A 17,222-nucleotide genomic window follows, 5' to 3' on the forward strand; every position below is an offset into this window, starting at 1 on the left:
TCGGCTCGGGCGGCAACTCGCATACTCAGCGGCCGCTTTTCCGCTCGCCACCCCCCACGGGAACGAGCCCGGGCGGCCCTGAGTGCCTGAATAGGATTTCGCTTCGGGGGTGTTCGTCGCGAGTCCTTTCAACTGTGGCCAAAAGGGCGTGGTAACAGCACGTATCGGTGTGCATACTCAGTGGGCGGGGGGTACGGCGGATGTCTCATGTGGGGGTTTGGTGCTGCGTGTCCATTTCACTGGACTCGATCTGGCCCGGTTGCGCCTGGCCGGAGACCCGGACGTGCTCTGGGAAACCGTATTGAGTCTGCATCGACTGCGGGACAAACAAGGGGAGTCGATCTTCGGTGATTGGCGCTCGGAAACCCGTACTCGGTTGAATAGTGAAACTCGGCTGCTGGCGCCGCTGGTTCCGCCCCGGGGCTATTTCCCGGACTTCCTGACTCCGCCCGAAGGCGTACTCGGACTCGAGTCCGGGGTGCAGGCGCTGCGGGCCACCCCGCCCGCCCGGGTGCACCAGGAGCTGGGCCGGCTGTCCACGGTGCGTACGCTCCCGGCTTGGATACGATCGCTGGCCGAGGGGGACGCCCGGGCCTTCGGCAAGCTGATCGGCGCGCTGCACGCGTACCACGAGGCGGCCATAGCGCCGTACTGGGCGCATATCCAGGCCCAGATCGAGGCGGACCGCGCGGTGCGGGGACGGGCGTTACTGGACGGCGGCGCGGACGCGCTGCTGTCCTCGCTGCCGCCCACCATGCGCTGGAACGCACCGGTGCTGGAGGCCGACTACCCGGTGGACCGCGATCTGTATCTCAACGGCCGCGGCCTGCTGCTGGTCCCGTCGTTCTTCTGCCGTGGCAACCCGGTGGCCCTGCAGAACCCCGAACTCACCCCGGTGCTGGTCTACCCGGCCCGGCACACCTCGGAGTCGGCGCCGCCGGTGCAGGAGGCGCCGCGCTCGCTGGGCAGGCTGGTGGGCCAGACCCGCTCGGCGGTGCTGGGCTCCATCGGCGGCGGCTGCACCACCAGTGAACTCGCCCGCCGGGTAGGGGTGTCGGCGGCCTCGGCCAGCCAGCACGCGGGGGTGCTGCGCGAGGCGGGGCTGGTGCTCACCCTGCGCCATGGCAGCGCGGTGATGCACACCCTGACCCCGCTGGGCGCCGCCTTGCTGCGCGGCGGCCACCGGGGTCCGCAGTCCCGCCGTGCCCCGTCATCGCTGCCCGGGCACTCCGCCTCGGCGTCCCGGTAGCGCCGGGACCCGGCCAGAACTCAGTCGTCGATGCCCGAACGCTCCACCCCCGCCACGATGTACCGCTGGAGCAGCAGGAACACCAGCAGCAGCGGAAGGACCGAGACGGCCGCCGCGATGAACAGCTCATGCAGATTGACCTTCTGCGCCGTGTTGAACGCCGACAGCGCCACCTGGACCGTCCAGGCGCTCTGGTCCTGCCCGATGACCAGCGGCCAGAGGAAGGCGTTCCAGGCGCCGATGAAGACGATGGTGGCCACCGCCGCGAACACCGGCCGGGAGTTGGGCACCACCACCCGCCAGTAGGTGCGCCAGTAGCCCAGCCCGTCCACCTGGGCCGCGTCCTCCAACTCCTGTGGAAAGCCCAGGAAGTACTGCCGGAAGACAAAGCAGGCGAAGGCGCTGAACAGGGTGGGCACGATCAGGCCGCGCAGGCTGGAGACCCAGCCCAGGGAGGAGACCAGGACAAAGGAGGGGACGAAGGTGACCGCGGCCGGGACCATCAGGGTGCCCAGGATGGCGTAGAAGACGGCATTGGCGTGCCGGTAGGGGATCCGGGCCAGGCCATAGCCGGCCAGCGAGGCCAGCAGCAGGGTGCCGGCCGTGGTGAGCACCGCGATCAGCGCCGAGTTCAGCAGCGCGTGCGCCATCGGCACCTCGGGGTCGCTGAACAGTTCCCGCAGGTTGGACCAGTGCAGCCGGCGGGGGAAGAAGGTCCAGTCGGGCGCGGTGATATCGGCCTCGTCGGCCAGGCCGTTGCGCAGCAGCAGATAGAAGGGGACCAGGAACAGTACGGCCAGGGCGCTCAGCAGCACCAGTCTCAGGGCCCGGCCCAGCCGGGCCAGCGCGTCATGCATATGCTCACTCCTCCTTGCGCCCGAGCCCGAACCAGCGCCCCTGCACCACCGTCACCACGGCGATGACCAGTGCCAGCACCACCGCCCCGGCGCTGCCCAGGCCCAGGTCCTGCCCCTGGCCGAGTGCCGTGTAGTAGAGGTAGACCAGCGGCGGGCGGGCGTAGGGCGGGTAACCCCGGGCGTCCGACAGCAGGTTGAAGAACTCGTCGAAGGCCTGGAAGGCGTTGATCACCAGGAGCAGCACCACCGCCACCGAGGTGCCGCGCAGGGCGGGGAAGGTGATGTGGCGGAAGGTCTGCCAGCCGGGCCGGGCGCCGTCCAGGGCGGCGGCCTCATAGAGCCGGGCGGGGATGCGCTGAAGTCCGGCCAGGAAGAGGATCAGATAGAAGCCGGTCTGCAGCCACAGCCGTACGGTGACGATGACCAGCCAGTACCAGGGTGGGTGGGTGGTCGACAGCCAGGCCACCGGCTCGGCGCCGAACCAGCCGAGTACGGTGTTGGCCAGTCCGAAGCGCACCCCGTTGAACAGGGAGAGCTTCCAGATCAGGGATGCGACCACATAGGAGCAGGCGGTCGGCAGGAAGAAGACGGACCGGAAGAAGGCCCGGGCGAAGCGCAGCCGGTTGACGGCCAGGGCCAGGCCCAGGGAGAGCGCATAGGTGGCGGGCACGATAAACGCGGTGAACACCGCGAAGGTGGTCAGCGCGGAGCGGAAGGCCGGATCGCCCAGTACCTGGCGGTAGTTGACCAGTCCGGTGAAGTGGCTGGGGGTGACGGTGTTGTGGGCGTCATAGAAGCTGAGGAAGACGCTCCAGCCCAGCGGGACATAGGTGAACAGCATCAGCCCGGCCATGAACGGCCCGGTGAACACCCAGAACCAGAAGGTGCGGTGACGCTGCCGGCGGCCGGCGGCGGAGGGCACTCAGGGCTTCTTCCGTACGCGGTCCAGCTCGGCGCGCGTCCTGCGCACCGCCGCCTTGAGCTCGCTCTCCGGGTTGGCGCCGTCCTTGATGATCCGGCTGAGCGCGTCCTGGTAGGCGACCCGGCCGGCGTCGGTCCACAACAGGGGCTGGGCATAGCCGTGTTGGCCGGCGAAGCGCACCGCGTCGGCCGCCGGCCCGTCCTTGAGCCGGTCGGCCTTGGCGGCCAGCGAGGTGCGGGCCGGGATATGGAATCCGTAGGAGAGCGCGAAGTCCTGCTGGAAGTCGGTGCGTTCGACCCACAGCCAGCGGACATAGTCCCGGGCGGCCGCCTTGTTGCCGCTGCGGGAGCTGATCGCCGCCGCATAGGCGCCCACCGGCACGGCGGGCTTGCCGCCCGGCCCGTCCGCCGGGAAGGGCAGCACCCCGAAGTCCTCGCCCAGGGCCTTGTGGATCTGCGGCAGGGCCCAGAGCCCCGACCACTGCATGGCGGTAAGGCCCTGGATGAAGGCGGCCGGGTCGGCCCAGTCGCTGGGGGCGCCCAGCAGCAGTGACTTGTCCGCGTACAGCTGGCGCACCTTGGCCAGGGTGCGGGCGGCGGTGGGGTCGTCGAAGCCCACCTTGCCGTCCGGGGTGATCAGGGACAGCCCGGCCGCGTACAGGGGCGTCCCGCCCAGCACCCCGGCCCCGCCGTCATTGCCCAGGAACAGTCCCTTGATCTTCTTGCCGGTGAGCCGGCGGGCCGCGTCCACCAGTTCGTCGAGGGTCTGCGGCGGCCGTACGCCGGCCGCGTCCAGCAGGCTCTTGCGGTAGTAGAGCAGCTGGGTGTCGATGGTCTGGGGGATGCCCCAGACCCGGCCCTGGTAGATCTTGGGGGCCAGTACCGCCTGGTTGAAGTCCGCCTGGACGTCCTTGATCAGATCGGTCAGGTCGAGCACCTGGCCGCCCCGGATCTGGTCCAGGGTGGGGCCGTTGACCTCGAAGACATCCGGTCCGGAGTCGGTGAGCAGCGCGGCGGCGGTCTGCTGGTCGTAGTTGCCCGGGCGCCACTGCACCCGGACGTCGGCCTTGGAGTAGGCCTCGGCATAGCGGCGTACGGCCTTCTCGGTGCCGGGTTCGCCGTACTGGTGATACCAGTGGGAGAGATGTGCGGTCCGGGAGGAACTTCCCCCGGCCCGGCCGGTGTTGGAGCCGCATGCGGCCAGTGCGGCCATACTGGCCCCGGTGGCTCCTGCTGCTCCCGCGGCCCTCAGGAGTCCTCTGCGGTTGATCGGCATGTCGCTGCCCCCTTGCCTGGGTTGGCGGTTTCCGGTCGTCTGTGATCGTACGGATCAACCAGGAGCGGGGGAGGGGGATTCCGGCAGCGGACCCCCTGTTCGCGAACATCGGTTCGAGTCCGCTGCGCGATGCTCGTATATCCTGAAATGAACTGTGCCGGGTTCCCGGACACCACACCGACCCACCCTGGACCGCAGGAACGGAGTGCGCCATGCCCGGCCCGGATGTCACGGTGATCATCGCCGCGTACAACGCCATGCCGTATGTGACCCGCAGTGTCACCTCCGTCCTGGAGCAGACCCTGGGCGCGGAGCGGATCGAGCTGATCGTGGTGGACGACGGCTCCACCGACGGCACGGCCGAGGAGCTGGACCGCCTGGCGGCCGGGGCGCCGCTGATGTGGGTGATCCACCAGCCGAACTCCGGCGGGCCGGCCGGACCGCGCAACCGCGGCCTGGACCTGGCCACCGGCCGCCATGTCTTCTTCCTGGACGCCGATGATCACCTGGGGCCCGAGGCGCTGGCCCGTATGGTCGCCGCCGCGGACGACAATGGCTCCGATGTGGTCCTGGGCCGGATCGTCGGCGAGGGCGGGCGCCGGGCGCCCAAGTCGATGTTCGGCCGCAACCAGCCGGCCACCGATGTCTTCGCCTCCCGCGTCTACTGGACGCTCAACCCCATGAAGCTCTTCCGGCGGGAGCTGATCGACCGGCTGGGCCTGCGCTTCGACACCGGGCTGTCCATCGGCGAGGACCAGCCCTTCACCGCCACCGCCTATCTGGAGGCCGCGGCGATCTCGGTGGTCGCCGACTATGACTGCCTGTACTGGGTGGCCCGCGAGGACGGCAACAACATCACCGCCCAGCCGCATGGCACCCGGATGCGGATGGATCTCTTCCGGATGATGACCGAGCTGGTCGCCGCGCAGGTGCCGCCGGGGGAGAACCGCGACACCCTGCTGCACCGGCACTACGCCGTCGAACTCCGCGACGCCGTGCTGCAGTTGTTCCGCGAGCCGCACCGTGACGTCCAGGACAAGTACCTCAGCGAGCTGGGCGACCTGATCGCACCGCACTACCACCCGGGCCTGGCGGCCAGGCTGCCCGCCGTGGTCCGGCTGCGCTGCGAGCTCATCCGGCGCGGACTGCTGGACGAACTGCTCACCCTGGTCCGCTGGGAGCTGGACCAGGGCGCCGCCAGCTACGGCATCACCACCCTGGCCGCCTCCGGCGCCTCCGGCCCCGAGATCCTGGCCGAGAACGGCCGGGCCTACGCCGAGTACCCCTACTTCCGGGACTCCACCCTCAAGCTCCCCGACGACTGCTACGACATCACCGGCGAGCTGCGCGCCCGCCACCTGGTGGAGTCCGCCGAACTCACCTCGGCCGGCCTCCGCCTCACCGGCCACGCCTATGTCCACCGAATAGCCACCCGCGAGGTCACCACCGAGCTGATCCTGCGCCGCCGTGGCTCGGCGGACGAACACCGGCTGCCGGTACGGCACCTGCCCACCCCCGGCCTGGGCGCCGACGAGGACGGCGGCCAGTTCGACTACTCCCTGGCCGGCTTCGAGGTCACCGCCGACCTGGCGCCGCTCTCGCCCGGCCTGTGGGACCTCACCCTCGCCGTGGGCGCCCAGGGCATCACCAAGGAGGCCCGGCTGGGCAGCCGCCGCGCCGAGTCCGTGAGCACCAGGACCACCACCCTGGTCACCGGCGACGGCACCGCCGCCGCCCTCTACACCACCAAGCCCTATGGCAACCTCACCCTCGACCTGGGCGAGACCCGGCACCGGGTGCTCCCGCACCTGAAGGTCACCGGCGCCGGCTGGTCCCCGGACGCCCCCGCCACCCTGGCCGTCAACGGCCGCTGCACCCTGGCCGATTGGCCGACCGGCTCGCTCTCCGTCCACGCCACCGCCCCCGACGGCACGGAAACCACCACCCCCGTGCGGCCCGACGCCAAGGACGGCACCTTCACCGCCCTGCTGCCCTGCACCACGGCCGGCGAATGGCAGCTCTCGCTGCGCCTGGCCGCCGGAAACGGGAAGTGGACCATCCCGGTCCCGCCGCAGCCCGCCCTCCCCGTCACCCGCTGGCAGCGCCTGGGCATGCCCTGGTACGCCAAGCCGGTCACCGGACGGGACGCGCTGACCCTGCGGGTGGGACGGGTCGAGCTGCTGAAGGCGGTGCGGGGGAGGCTGACGGGGCGGGGCTGATGAGACGGGGCTGACGGGGCGGGGCTGACGGGCCAGGGGAGCCCGTCCGCCCTCTGGCGCCCAAGGCCCGGCCCCCACTACCGTCAACCGCCATGGCGATCGCGCACACGCTCCTCGGCGAAGGCGAGCACAAGGTCGTGGCCCTGCACGGCTGGCTCTCCGACCGCACCGGCTACCAGCCGCTCTGGCCGTACCTGGACGGGAAGACGTTCAGCTACGCCTTTATGGACTGCCGTGGCTATGGCGAAGCCATGGAGGTGCCGGGCGAGTTCACCCTCGCCGAGATCGCCATGGATGTGCTTGCCCTCGCCGATCAGCTGGACTGGCCGGAATTCAGCCTGGTGGGGCACTCCATGGGCGGGGCGGCCATCCAGCAGGTGCTGGTGCAAGCGCCGCAACGGGTACGGAAGCTGGTGGGACTGAACCCGGTCCCGGCCTCCGGAGTGCCCTTCGACGAGGAGGGGTGGGCGCTGTTCTCCGGCGCGGCCGACAAGGCGGCCAACCGCCGGGCGATCATCGACATCACCACCGGCTCCCGGCTCTCCGCCGCCTGGCTGAGCGCGATGACCGCCCGTTCCCTGGAACGCTCCCGGCGCTCCGCCTTCGCCGCCTATCTCCCGCAGTGGGCCGGCGCCGACCTGGCGAGCCTGGTCAAGGACAACCCGGTACCGGCGAAGGTGCTGATCGGCGAGCACGATCCGGCCATCTCCGCCGAGCTGATGCGCTCCACCTGGCTGGCCAGTTACCCCAACGCCGAGCTGGAGACCATCCCCAACTGCGGCCACTACCCCATGGAAGAGGCACCCGTTGTGCTGCTCACCGCGGTAGAGGCATTCCTGCGCCGATGACCGGCCCGGCGGGTCCGGCGGCGGACGGGGCCCTGGTCCTGGACCCCGACACCTATGTACGGGGCGTGCCCCACCAGGCATTCGCCCGCCTGCGGGCACGGGGCGCCGTGGTCCGGCTGCCCGGCGGAGTGACGGCCGTGCTGCGCCATGCGGAGGCGCGGCAGGTGCTGCGCGCGCCGGGGATGTTCTCCTCCCACTTGGGCGGCACCCAGATCAACGACCCTGCCACACCGGCCGACTTGGCCGCGGTGCGGCGCATGATGCTCAATATGGACCCGCCGGACCACACCCGGCTGCGGTCCCTGCTGACGGCCGGCTTCACCCCACGCGCGGTGGCCGCCCTCACCGAACGCATCCGGGCCCGCGCCCGGGCCCTGGTCGCCGATGTCGCCGGGCGCGGCGGCTGCGACTTTGTCACCGGCCTCGCCGCCGACCTGCCGGTGGCCACCCTGGCCGAACTGCTGGGGGTGCCCGCCCGCGACCGGGGCCTGCTGTTCGACTGGTCCAACCGCGTCATCGGCCACCAGGACCCGGAGTACGCCGCCTGCGACACCGTCGACCCGGCCAAGGTGAGCGGGCCCGCCCGGCGTGCGCTGGCGCTGCGCCCGCGCCCCGACGCGGCGGGCCGGATGCCAAACCCCCGCTCCCGCAACGGCATGCCGGACCTCTTCGCCTACGCCCGCGAACTGGCCGCCGCCAAAAGGGCCCAGCCGGCCGGGGACGAGGCGGACGTCGTTTTCCCGCTGCTGCACCAGCCCGAAGGGCGGGTAAGTGACGAAGAGTTCGGGCAGCTTTTCTGGTTGCTGGCGGTGGCCGGGAATGAGACGTTGCGTAATGGGATTCCCGGCGGCATGCTTGCCCTGCTCACCCACCCCGCCCAGTACCGTGCCCTGCGCGCGGACCCTTCCCTGTTGCCGGGTGCGGTGGAGGAGATGCTCCGCTGGTGGACCCCGGTGACACATTTCCGGCGCACCGCCATGGCCGCCACCGAACTGGGCGGCGTCCGGATCGCGCCCGGCGAGAAGGTGGTGGTCTTCTTCGCCTCGGCCAACCGCGATGAGCGCGTCTTCCGTGATCCCGACACCTTTGACATCACCCGCCCCGCCGGCCCTCACCTCTCCTTTGGCCATGGTCCGCACTTCTGCCTGGGCGCCCAGCTGGCGCGGGTGCAGATGCGGGAGCTGTTCGCGGCGGTGCTGGAGGGGCTGGGTGAGCTTGAACTCGCAGGGGAGCCGGACAGGTTGAGGTCGAACTTCCAGAACGGGGTCAAGCACTTGCCGGTGCGGTGGGGGTGCTAGGCGGAGGTGAGGGGAACGCCTCGCGACCAGAGCTCCTCGGCATGCTCGGCGAAGCGGGCGAACATGCCTCCCTCGCTGCGCCTGCGGAGGTGGAGCAGTGGCGAGTCATGGCCGGCCTGCCTGGCCAGGTGCGGGGTGACCAGCGCCTCGTCGTCGAAACGGAAGACGGACAACGAAATGTGGTTGGCGGCATCGGAGACCGAGGAGAACCGTGCTTCGAGCCCCTCGACTTCGCCCAGCTTGTCGAGTTGTTGCAGGGTCGTCCTGATGCGGGTGGACACCGTCAGGGCCACGTCCTCGATCTCTTCCCGCTGACGGGTGGCCGCCCCCCGGGGATCACCCAGCAAGAAGCGAACACGGCATCCCCGCATGGCCTTTCGCCGGAGCGTTTCGGACATCGCGGGCACCTGAGTCCATAGGAAGTACGAGGTGTAGCCGCCGAAGAACAGCTCTTCGGCGGACTCGGCGATCAGTTCGCCCCATAGCGTGGACGGGCACGCCGAGCGGTAGGGGTAGCTCTGGACGATCTCCTGATCGGTACCGGTCTTCAGTCGGCCCTTGACCGCTTTCGGCCACAGCATCTCGGCTTCCACTCCCAACGCCGTGGAGGTGTCTTCTCGGTTTCTGGCATGCGGGATCAACTCTTCATCCGCAACCCACCGTTCTACGGTCTTGCCGGAAACCCCCACGCGGAGAGCGAGCTGTCTGGGCGACAGGCCAGCGGAGGCCATAGCCGATCGTAGAGCCGAGTTCAAGGGTCCCCCCAGCGGACGTTTGGGCGTTCTTCAACGGTAGCGTCCGAACGGCCCCGCTGTCCGTTCAACAGGGCCTGCCATGTCCTTGATGGGCCGCCATGCTCTGGGGCAGGCCGCCCGGTCACCGTGGGGCGGCGAACCCAGCTTTCGGGAGGAGCGGATGGACATGGGAGAGCGGATGGGGTGCCAGCCAGGCCTTGAGCAAGGCGAGTTGGTGGTGGACGCCAGGCTGGACCGCATTGGTCGGGTCGTCGAGGCCACGGACGGGCGGCTGCGGCTGCGGCCTCCTCGGGGTGGGGACGCTTGGGAGGCATATCCATGTGATGTCCGTCCGGCCACCGCCCACGAGACATTGCGCGCTCGAGTAGCCGACGCCAACGGCATGAGCATGCGGGGGCGTGGACGTTGACGACTCCTGTGACCAGTGACGAGCCGCGGGCCCCGCGCCCCCGCTGTCAGGAGTGTCAAGCCATCAAGCGCAGGAGGGCCGATGCGCTGGACGCGGGCGACCGGCGCGTAGCCGTTGAGATGACCGAGGCCATGGGAGTCCACCTTCGAGTGGCGCACCCCTGACCTCGTCAGCCCGCCGGCGCCGCCGCCCGGCGGCGGACCGACCAGAACTGGGCGCCCAGGGTCACCGCCACATAGGCGTAGATCGTGGAGACGCCCAGGAAACCGGCCTTGGTCACCTGGTCGATCCAGGCGTCCATCCCGAAGTGGACGGCCAGCGAGACCAGCCACAGGCCCACCGTCCAGGCCGAGCCCTTGCGCAGCACCGTGCCGGTGGCGGTGTCCCGCCAGACGCGGACGGTCCGGGCGCGGGCGAGGCCGAAGGCGATGCCGATGGCCAGGCTGAGGGTGATCAGCAGCCAGGCGGTGGCCGGCACCGGGTGGTACTTGGTCACCGACATGACGCCGAAGGCGACGGCGAAGGCCCCGAGTACGGCCAGGACACCCAGCCCGATCAGGGAGGCGGTCTCCCGGACCGGCCGGGTGCGCAGCTGGCGGCGGATGATCAGGGCCACGATGGCCAGGGCCAGGGCTATGCGGGTGCTGTCGTTCATTGGGTCCCCCCGTCTGTGGCCCTTTGGCCACTGCTTTTGCCAGGGAGAGGGTGCCATAGGCGCCGGGCTCCGACAGTGAGGTGGCCGCCACGCCGGGCGGCCCGCCTCAGACCGCCCGCGCCCCCAGCCGGAACCGCAGCCGGCAGATCACCGCGTCGGTGTCCCGGCGCACCGCGTGTGCCATCACCGCGCCGCGCTGGTTCTGCAGCAGGCGCTGCCAGAAGTGGGCGGGTTCGACCTCCGGTATCAGCACGGTGACCCGGTTGTCCGGGTGCCGGTCGGACAGGTCGCGGACATAGTCGACGATGGGGCGGCCCAACGCCCGGGTGGGGGAGGGGAGTTCCACCAGGTCCACGCCCGGGTTCCACAACTCCCAGTCGCGGCGCAGCGATTCGGCCTGCCGCCGGCCCTCGCCGTCCGAGGGGGTCACGGTCACCGCGACCACCTCGTCACCGAGGGAGACCGCCGCGGTCAGCGCCTTGCTGGTCAGCCGGGAGAGGGTGGAGACGGGGACGACGACCACCGAGTGGCAGCGGCGCGGGGTCTCGGGGACCCGGCCCAGCTCCAGATGCTCGCCGATCCGGGTGTACGCCCGGTGGACGATCTCGAAGGCGGCCACCAGCACCGGGAGAGCCAGCACGATCAGCCAGGCGCCCTCGCTGAACTTGGTCGCCGTGACGACCACCGCCGCCACGCCGGTGAGCACCGCGCCGAAGCCGTTGAGCAGCGTCTTGCCCCGCCATCCGGCCGAACGTTCCTGCCGCCAGTGGCGCACCATGCCCACCTGGCAGACGGTGAAGCCCACGAAGACGCCGATGGAGAACAGCGGCACCAGGGTGTTGACATCACCGCCGGAGTAGACGAGCAGCACCGCGGAGACCAGGGCGAGCGCCAGGACGCCATGGCGGTGGACCTGGCGGTCGGCCTTGAGCGCGAAGACATGCGGCAGATAGTTGTCGCGCGCGAGCAGGCTCATCAGGACGGGCAGACCGCCGAAGGAGGTGTTGGCGGCGAGCGCCAGCAGGATCATGGTCGCGAACTGGACGACATAGAACGCCCAGTTGTGGCCGAGCGAGGCGTCGGCGAGCTGGGCGAGGACGGTGACCCCGTCCACCGGCTGGAGGTGGAAGCGGCCGATGAGGACGGAGAGGCCGATCAGCATGAGGCCGAGCAACGCGCCGAGGGCGACCTCGGTGTGCTGGGCACGCCTGGCGCGCGGGGCGCGGAAGGAGGGGACGGCGTTGGCCACCGCCTCGACACCGGTCAGCGCGGAGCAGCCGGAGGCGAACGCCTTCAGCAGCAACAGCGCACCGACGGAAGTGGCGTTGCTCGCCACCACCGAGGCGTGTCCATGGGCGGCCGCGGTGCTCACCGGCCCGTCACGGAAGAGGCCCACCACGATCAGGGCGAAGATCGAGCCGATGAAGACGACGGTGGGCACGATGAGCGCCTTCGCCGACTCGACGATGCCGCGCAGATTGACGCCCGTGACCAGGACGAGCACGGCCAGGCAGAGCCACACCCGCTGCGGGTAGAGCGAGGGGAAGGCGGAGGTCAGGGCCGCCACCCCGGCGGTGACCGAGACCGCCACATTCAGTACATAGTCCAGGATCAGCGAGGCCGCGGTGACCAGGCTGGTGCGCCGCCCCAGATGCCGTTTGGCGACCGCATAGGACCCGCCGCCGTCCGGGAAGGCGGCGATGACCTGCCGGTAGGAGGCGGTCAGCACGGCCAGCAGGGCGGCGATGGCCAGCGTCACCGGCAGGGTGAAGCCCAGGCCGTGCGCACCGGCCGCGGCCAGCACCAGCACGATCGACTCGGGTCCATAGGCGACCGAGGCCATGGCGTCCAGGGACAGGGCGGCCAGCCCCTGGGTGGCCGTGAGCCGGTGCCGGTCCTCGGCGGCGGTCTCCGCGGCCCCGGTATCCGGCGGTTCCTCGGCGTGCCCGCCGGTCCGGTCGTCCGTATTGGCCAGCATGGACATCTCTTGTCGTACCTCCGTGACGTGGGAGGGCCAGACTGCGTCCGCGCTGACCGGTCAGTGCCCGGTGTTGGCGCTCTCTTGGCGGGAATTCGCCGTATCTTCGCGCGTTCTTGACGCCTGATCGGTTCTGTGGGGGCGCGGTGGGGTGCCCGGACATCAGGAGCGCGACATATTTCACTGACTTTGCGTCAGTGTGGCGTCAATGTGCCACGGGATCGGGAAGTACCGGTTCTACCGTCACCACCATGGGACGGCCCACCGGACGGCGAGGACTGGCGGTACGGGTCCGCGCAAGGGCGCGCGGGCGTGCGGCGGCACATGGCCGGAGAGCCAGGGCGCATCCGCCGCCCGGTGCCCGCACGGTCGCCTGGGACCGGGGGTGGCGGCGGGAGGCCAGATCCGCCTGGTGCTTCGGGCTGGGCCTCACCGGAGTGCTGCTGGGCGCGGACGCCGCCCGCTCCACCCTGGACTGGCCCCGGGGCTGCTGCTGGCTGGTGCTCGGCGGCACCCTGCTGCTGGTGCTGCGCCCGGCCCGGGTGAGCGCGGGCGAGGACTGGCTGGCGGTACGCGGACTGCTGCGGGAACGCAGGGTACGCACCGACCGGCTCACCCGGCTGCGCCGGCTGGACGGGGTGTCCGCGCGACTGGTGTTACGGGACGCGGCCGGCGTCCGGATCGAGGTGGACCCCGAGGTGCTCTGTGCCAACCCGCTGCTCTGGCACCGGCTGGAGACCGGCGCACGACGCTCCCGCGAGCAGGGTTCCCTGCACGAGGGAGCCGGCGTACTGACCGCCCTGGCCGAACGCATCGACGTGGACGGGGCCCGGCGGATCTTCGAGGTATCGGGGCTGGAGTAAGGGCGCCCCGCCAGGGGGCGCCCCATCAGGGGCGAGGCGGGGCAGACGGTCAGACCCGAGGAGGCCAGGCGTAGGTGACCCCGGTCAGCCGCTCCGACACCCGCCACAACCCCGCACTCGCCCGGTCATCCCGGGTCCACGCGGCCCGTACCGAGCGCTGAGGCGCACCGCGCCAAAGCTGCACCCGGGGGCCGAAGAAATCGTCCTGGCGGACGTCCGGCGCGGTGGCGGCGTACAGGGTGGGCAGCGCGCCGTCCTCGGCGCTCTGGGCGACCAGACGGTTGGCCAGCTCGGCGAGGCGCTCCGCCACCGGCCGTTCCTCCATGCGCGCGCCGGCGGTCTGCAGATTGGTCGCCGCGTAGCCGGGGTGCGCGGCGGCGGCCACCACCGGCGAACCGTCCGCCGCCAGCCGGCGCGCCAGCTCATGGATGAACAGCAGATTGGCGCTCTTGGAGCGGCCGTAGGCGATCCAACGCCGGTAGCGGTGCTCCATATTGAGGTCGCGCGGGTCGACCGTGCCCAGGTAGTGCAGCCCGCTGGAAACACTGATCACCCGCGCCCCGTCCCCCGCCTCCCGGATCCGGGGCATCAGCAGCCCGGTGAGCGCGAAGTGCCCCAGGTGGTTGGTGCCGAGCTGCATCTCGAAGCCGTCCACGGTGCGCAGCTGAGGCAGCGCCATCACGCCCGCGTTGTTGACCAGCAGGTCGATCCGGTCGGCCTTGAGCTCCGTGGCGAAGGTGCGCACCGAGGACAGGTCGGCCAGGTCCAGCCGGGCCAACTCCACCTCGGCGCCCGGAACCTGAGTGCGCAGCAGCTCCTCGGCGGCCCGGCCGCGGGTCTCGTCCCGGCAGGCCAGTACCACCCGGGCGCCCCGCCGGGCCAGCTCGCGGGCGGTGACATAGCCGATGCCGCTGTTGGCGCCGGTCACCACGGCGGTGCGGCCGCTCTGGTCGGGGATGTCGTGCGCAGTCCAGCCGTTCACTTCGCCGTGCTCCTTAGCGATCGCCGCACGCTTCACGCGTGGGCAGCCGGTGATGCCTTCGGTGATGCCTTCAGCGTAGGTGACGCACGGGAGAGACGCGCAGCCCTACGGAAGGACGCATTCCGGTAACCGGTCGTGCCCGGGCCTCAACTCACCGCGTTGCCAGTGGTCGTTGATACCGTCCCGCCATGTCGAATTCACAAACGCCGGCCGGATCGGTGACCGCCGAGGACGTGCGGACGGCGGTGCATCTGGTGGTGGACGCGCTGAGCGGGGTCTCCGAGGAGCGGTGGGGCAGGCCCGCTGCCGGGCTGGACTGGGACTGCTGGGAGACCGCCGAGCACCTGGCCGACGACCTGTTCGGCTATGCCGCCCAACTGGGGCCGCGCAAGCCGCCATTGGACCGGTATGTCCCCTTCCTCTGGCTGGGCAGGCGGCCGGGCGGTCCGCGCAACGCGGTCTTCGCGGACCGGGAGGCGGGCCCCGCCGGGCTGCTGCAGGCGGTGGAGGCCGGGGGAGCGCTGCTGGCGGCCATGGTGCGGACGGCGCCGGCGGAGGTCAGGGCCTACCACCCTTCCGGGGTGGCGGATCCGGAAGGTTTCGGGGCCATGGGTGTGGTGGAGACCCTGGTGCACGGGTACGACATAGCCGCCGGGCTGGGGGTGGAGTTCACTCCGCCCGCCGGGCTGTGCGAGCGGGCACTGGCCCGGCTGTTCCCGGACGCGCCGCCGGAGGCCGAGCCCTGGCCGGCGCTGCTGTGGTGCACCGGGCGGGTGGAGCTGCCGGGCCGGGAGCGGCTCAACTCCTGGCACTGGGACGGCAATCCAGGGAACCAAGAGGGGGAATAGCGGGGAACGGCGAAGAACAGCGGTACGGCTGTTACCTGCCGCCGGGTCCGTACGATCGCCCGGTGACACACGACATATCCCTGACAACTCTGCTGGTGCTCTGTGTCGCCGCCGCGGCGGCCGGGTGGATCGATGCCGTGGTGGGAGGCGGTGGGCTGCTGCAACTCCCGGCCCTGCTGGTCGCCCTGCCACAGGTGGCGCCCGCCTATGTGCTGGGCACCAATAAGGCGGTGGCCATCTGTGGCACCAGTGCGGCGGCCGTCGCCTACACCCGCCGGGCCGCGCTGGACCTGCGCACCGCGGTGCGCATCGGCCTGGCGGCGATGGCCGGTTCGCTGGGCGGGGCGCTGTTCGCGGCCGGCATCGACAGCTCGGTGCTCCGTCCGCTGATCATGGCCGTGCTGCTGGCGGTGCTGGCCTTTGTCCTGTTCCGGCCGTCCTTCGGCGCCGCCACCACCGTTCCGGCGCTGCCGCCCTCCCGGCGGCGGGTGCTGGCCGCGATCGGGGTCGCCGGCCTGGGCATCGGCTTCTACGACGGCCTCATCGGGCCCGGCACCGGCACCTTCCTGGTGCTGGCGCTGGCCGGGATCCTGCGCATGGACCTGGTGTCGGCCTCCGGCACCTCGAAGATCGTCAACACCTGCACCAATGTGGGGGCCCTGGTGACCTTCACCGTGCAGGGCACCGTGCTGTGGCAGGTCGCCCTCCCCATGGCGGTGTTCAATCTGGCGGGCGGGGCGACCGGGGCGCGGATGGCGCTCAAGCGCGGTACGGGCTTTGTCCGCGGGGTGCTGGTGGTGGTCGTCGTCTGCCTGGTCTGCAAGCTGGCCTATGACCAGTGGGGCGGCTGACGGACGGCGTCCGGCACGGCGTCCGGCCCGGGTCCGGCACAGGGGTGCACAGGAGCTCACAACCCGGTTAACCTCGGCATTCGCGGAATCGTCCGGGCGGGCGGACCGTGGTCCGGGCACCCTCACGCCACGCCGGATGCCAAATTCGGCGAGGGTTTGTTGAGCATTCGTACGCTGGTCATACGCCAAGGCGTCCGTCGTCGGACTGTACGGAGAACACTCCGGAGTGGTCCCGGTCCCGGATGATGCGGTTAGCCTGTCGACGACCTTCCTGAACGTGGTGGGGGTGCCTGTGCGTTTCTCCCGGTGGAGCCGGGCCCGGTGGGCCCGGGCCGTGCTCGCGGGGCTGTATGTGGTGGGCCTCGCCGCGGTCGTTCCCCGGGGGGCCGGCGGGCACCACAAGGACCGCAGCTGGTCCAGCGCACAGGCGCAGCGCTTCTGGGGCCCCACCCGGACCGCGGAGTCCCAGGACGACGACGCGGACGCGAAGAGCGAGGCCCAGCGGATCACCGGCAGCGCCCGGCACTTCGGGGGCGTCCCCCCGGTGGGCGTGATCTTCTACACCGGCGACGACATGAAGAGCCACCACTGCACCGCCAGCGTGGTGCACAGCCCCAAGGGCAACCTGATCGTCACGGCCGGGCACTGCTCGATAGGCGACGACGCCGCCTTCGTCCCCGGCTACCAGCAGGGCGCCGACCAGCAGCCCTATGGAGTGTGGCCGCTGACCCGCACCTTCACCGACCCGCGGCGCACCGACACCGGCAAGGGGTCGGACCTGGACTTCGCCTTCGCCACCGTCAAGCCCGATGCCAAGGGACGGCAGATCGAGCAGGTGACCGGCGCCAACCGGCTCATCCGCACCCCCGGCTTCGTCAACCGGGTCACCGTCATCGGCTACCCCAGCGCGGATGAGGACCCGGCCGACGAGGCCATCCGCTGCACCGCCATGACCAGCCGGCTCGAGGACTACAACCAGCTGAAGATGCGCTGCGACGGCTTCTTCTCCGGCACCTCCGGCAGCCCCTGGCTGGTCCACTTCAACGAGAAGACCAGGACCGGCGACCTGGTGGGTGTGCTCGGCGGGCTCAACGGCGGCGGCCCGGACGGGGACAAGTCGGCCGATGTCTCCTACAGCCCGGTCAACGACGACGAGATCTTCAGGCTCTATCTGGACGCCATCAACAACCGCGACCCCAAGCGCTGACGCCCC

The 17,222-nt window shown here is 70.9% G+C and carries 15 protein-coding genes; 8 read left to right on the top strand and 7 right to left on the bottom strand.

The window, feature by feature from the left end:
• The first annotated feature begins 220 nt into the window (after positions 1–220).
• Entirely contained in the window at positions 221–1,249 is a 1,029-nt protein-coding gene (locus ACIHFE_RS01930) for an ArsR/SmtB family transcription factor (RefSeq protein WP_400103540.1), read from the top strand.
• A 20-nt stretch (positions 1,250–1,269) separates the two neighbouring features.
• Here ACIHFE_RS01930 and ACIHFE_RS01935 read toward each other — a convergent pair whose 3' ends face one another.
• The 3 genes from ACIHFE_RS01935 to ACIHFE_RS01945 are packed head-to-tail and all read right to left on the bottom strand — an operon-like array spanning position 1,270 to position 4,303.
• Positions 1,270–2,106: a carbohydrate ABC transporter permease gene (locus ACIHFE_RS01935; protein ID WP_400103542.1), complete on the bottom strand. Its 837-nt coding sequence runs from the start codon at positions 2,104–2,106 to the stop codon at positions 1,270–1,272.
• Positions 2,107–2,110: 4 nt separating this feature from the next.
• Positions 2,111–3,028, bottom strand: a complete 918-nt coding sequence (locus ACIHFE_RS01940) for a carbohydrate ABC transporter permease (protein ID WP_400103544.1) — start codon at positions 3,026–3,028, stop codon at positions 2,111–2,113.
• Positions 3,029–4,303, bottom strand: coding sequence for an ABC transporter substrate-binding protein (locus tag ACIHFE_RS01945; protein ID WP_400103547.1), 1,275 nt, complete (start codon positions 4,301–4,303; stop codon positions 3,029–3,031).
• Between the two features lie 212 nt (positions 4,304–4,515).
• Here ACIHFE_RS01945 and ACIHFE_RS01950 point away from each other — a divergent pair, with 212 nt between their 5' ends.
• The 3 genes from ACIHFE_RS01950 to ACIHFE_RS01960 all read left to right on the top strand — a co-directional run bounded on the left by ACIHFE_RS01950 (position 4,516) and on the right by ACIHFE_RS01960 (position 8,668).
• Positions 4,516–6,522: a glycosyltransferase family 2 protein gene (locus ACIHFE_RS01950; protein WP_400103549.1), complete on the top strand. Its 2,007-nt coding sequence runs from the start codon at positions 4,516–4,518 to the stop codon at positions 6,520–6,522.
• A 92-nt stretch (positions 6,523–6,614) separates the two neighbouring features.
• Positions 6,615–7,370, top strand: coding sequence for an alpha/beta fold hydrolase (locus ACIHFE_RS01955; protein ID WP_400103551.1), 756 nt, complete (start codon positions 6,615–6,617; stop codon positions 7,368–7,370).
• Entirely contained in the window at positions 7,367–8,668 is a 1,302-nt protein-coding gene (locus tag ACIHFE_RS01960) for a cytochrome P450 (protein ID WP_400103553.1), read from the top strand. Before ACIHFE_RS01955 ends, ACIHFE_RS01960 begins: the two co-directional genes overlap by 4 nt.
• Here ACIHFE_RS01960 and ACIHFE_RS01965 read toward each other — a convergent pair.
• From ACIHFE_RS01965 to ACIHFE_RS01975, 3 genes are all read right to left on the bottom strand, one after another.
• The gene (locus ACIHFE_RS01965) at positions 8,665–9,249 is read right to left on the bottom strand and encodes an XRE family transcriptional regulator (protein ID WP_400103555.1); all 585 of its coding nucleotides are present in this window, start codon (positions 9,247–9,249) and stop codon (positions 8,665–8,667) included. The genes ACIHFE_RS01960 and ACIHFE_RS01965 overlap by 4 nt on opposite strands.
• A gap of 752 nt (positions 9,250–10,001) precedes the next feature.
• Positions 10,002–10,487, bottom strand: a complete 486-nt coding sequence (locus ACIHFE_RS01970) for a hypothetical protein (RefSeq protein ID WP_400103556.1) — start codon at positions 10,485–10,487, stop codon at positions 10,002–10,004.
• 106 nt (positions 10,488–10,593) lie between these two features.
• Positions 10,594–12,471 carry an APC family permease gene (locus ACIHFE_RS01975; RefSeq protein ID WP_400103558.1) on the bottom strand — a complete coding sequence of 626 codons (1,878 nt, stop codon included), beginning with the start codon at positions 12,469–12,471 and terminating at the stop codon, positions 10,594–10,596.
• Between the two features lie 245 nt (positions 12,472–12,716).
• Here ACIHFE_RS01975 and ACIHFE_RS01980 point away from each other — a divergent pair, with 245 nt between their 5' ends.
• Complete coding sequence (locus ACIHFE_RS01980; protein WP_400103561.1) at positions 12,717–13,328, top strand: hypothetical protein; 612 nt, start codon at positions 12,717–12,719, stop codon at positions 13,326–13,328.
• Positions 13,329–13,377: 49 nt separating this feature from the next.
• Here ACIHFE_RS01980 and ACIHFE_RS01985 read toward each other — a convergent pair whose 3' ends face one another.
• Complete coding sequence (locus tag ACIHFE_RS01985; protein WP_400103562.1) at positions 13,378–14,310, bottom strand: oxidoreductase; 933 nt, start codon at positions 14,308–14,310, stop codon at positions 13,378–13,380.
• A gap of 188 nt (positions 14,311–14,498) precedes the next feature.
• On the opposite strand from ACIHFE_RS01985, the gene ACIHFE_RS01990 reads away from it, so the two are divergent.
• The 3 genes from ACIHFE_RS01990 (at position 14,499) to ACIHFE_RS02000 (ending at position 17,216) form a co-directional block, all read left to right on the top strand.
• Positions 14,499–15,158, top strand: a complete 660-nt coding sequence (locus tag ACIHFE_RS01990) for a maleylpyruvate isomerase N-terminal domain-containing protein (protein WP_400103564.1) — start codon at positions 14,499–14,501, stop codon at positions 15,156–15,158.
• Between the two features lie 62 nt (positions 15,159–15,220).
• The gene (locus ACIHFE_RS01995; protein WP_400103566.1) at positions 15,221–16,009 is read left to right on the top strand and encodes a sulfite exporter TauE/SafE family protein; all 789 of its coding nucleotides are present in this window, start codon (positions 15,221–15,223) and stop codon (positions 16,007–16,009) included.
• Positions 16,010–16,295: 286 nt separating this feature from the next.
• Positions 16,296–17,216, top strand: a complete 921-nt coding sequence (locus tag ACIHFE_RS02000) for a trypsin-like serine peptidase (protein WP_400103568.1) — start codon at positions 16,296–16,298, stop codon at positions 17,214–17,216.
• Positions 17,217–17,222: the final 6 nt, after the last annotated feature.

This window comes from Streptomyces sp. NPDC052396, from assembly GCF_044593195.1.
In the GTDB taxonomy this organism is placed as follows: domain Bacteria; phylum Actinomycetota; class Actinomycetes; order Streptomycetales; family Streptomycetaceae; genus Streptomyces.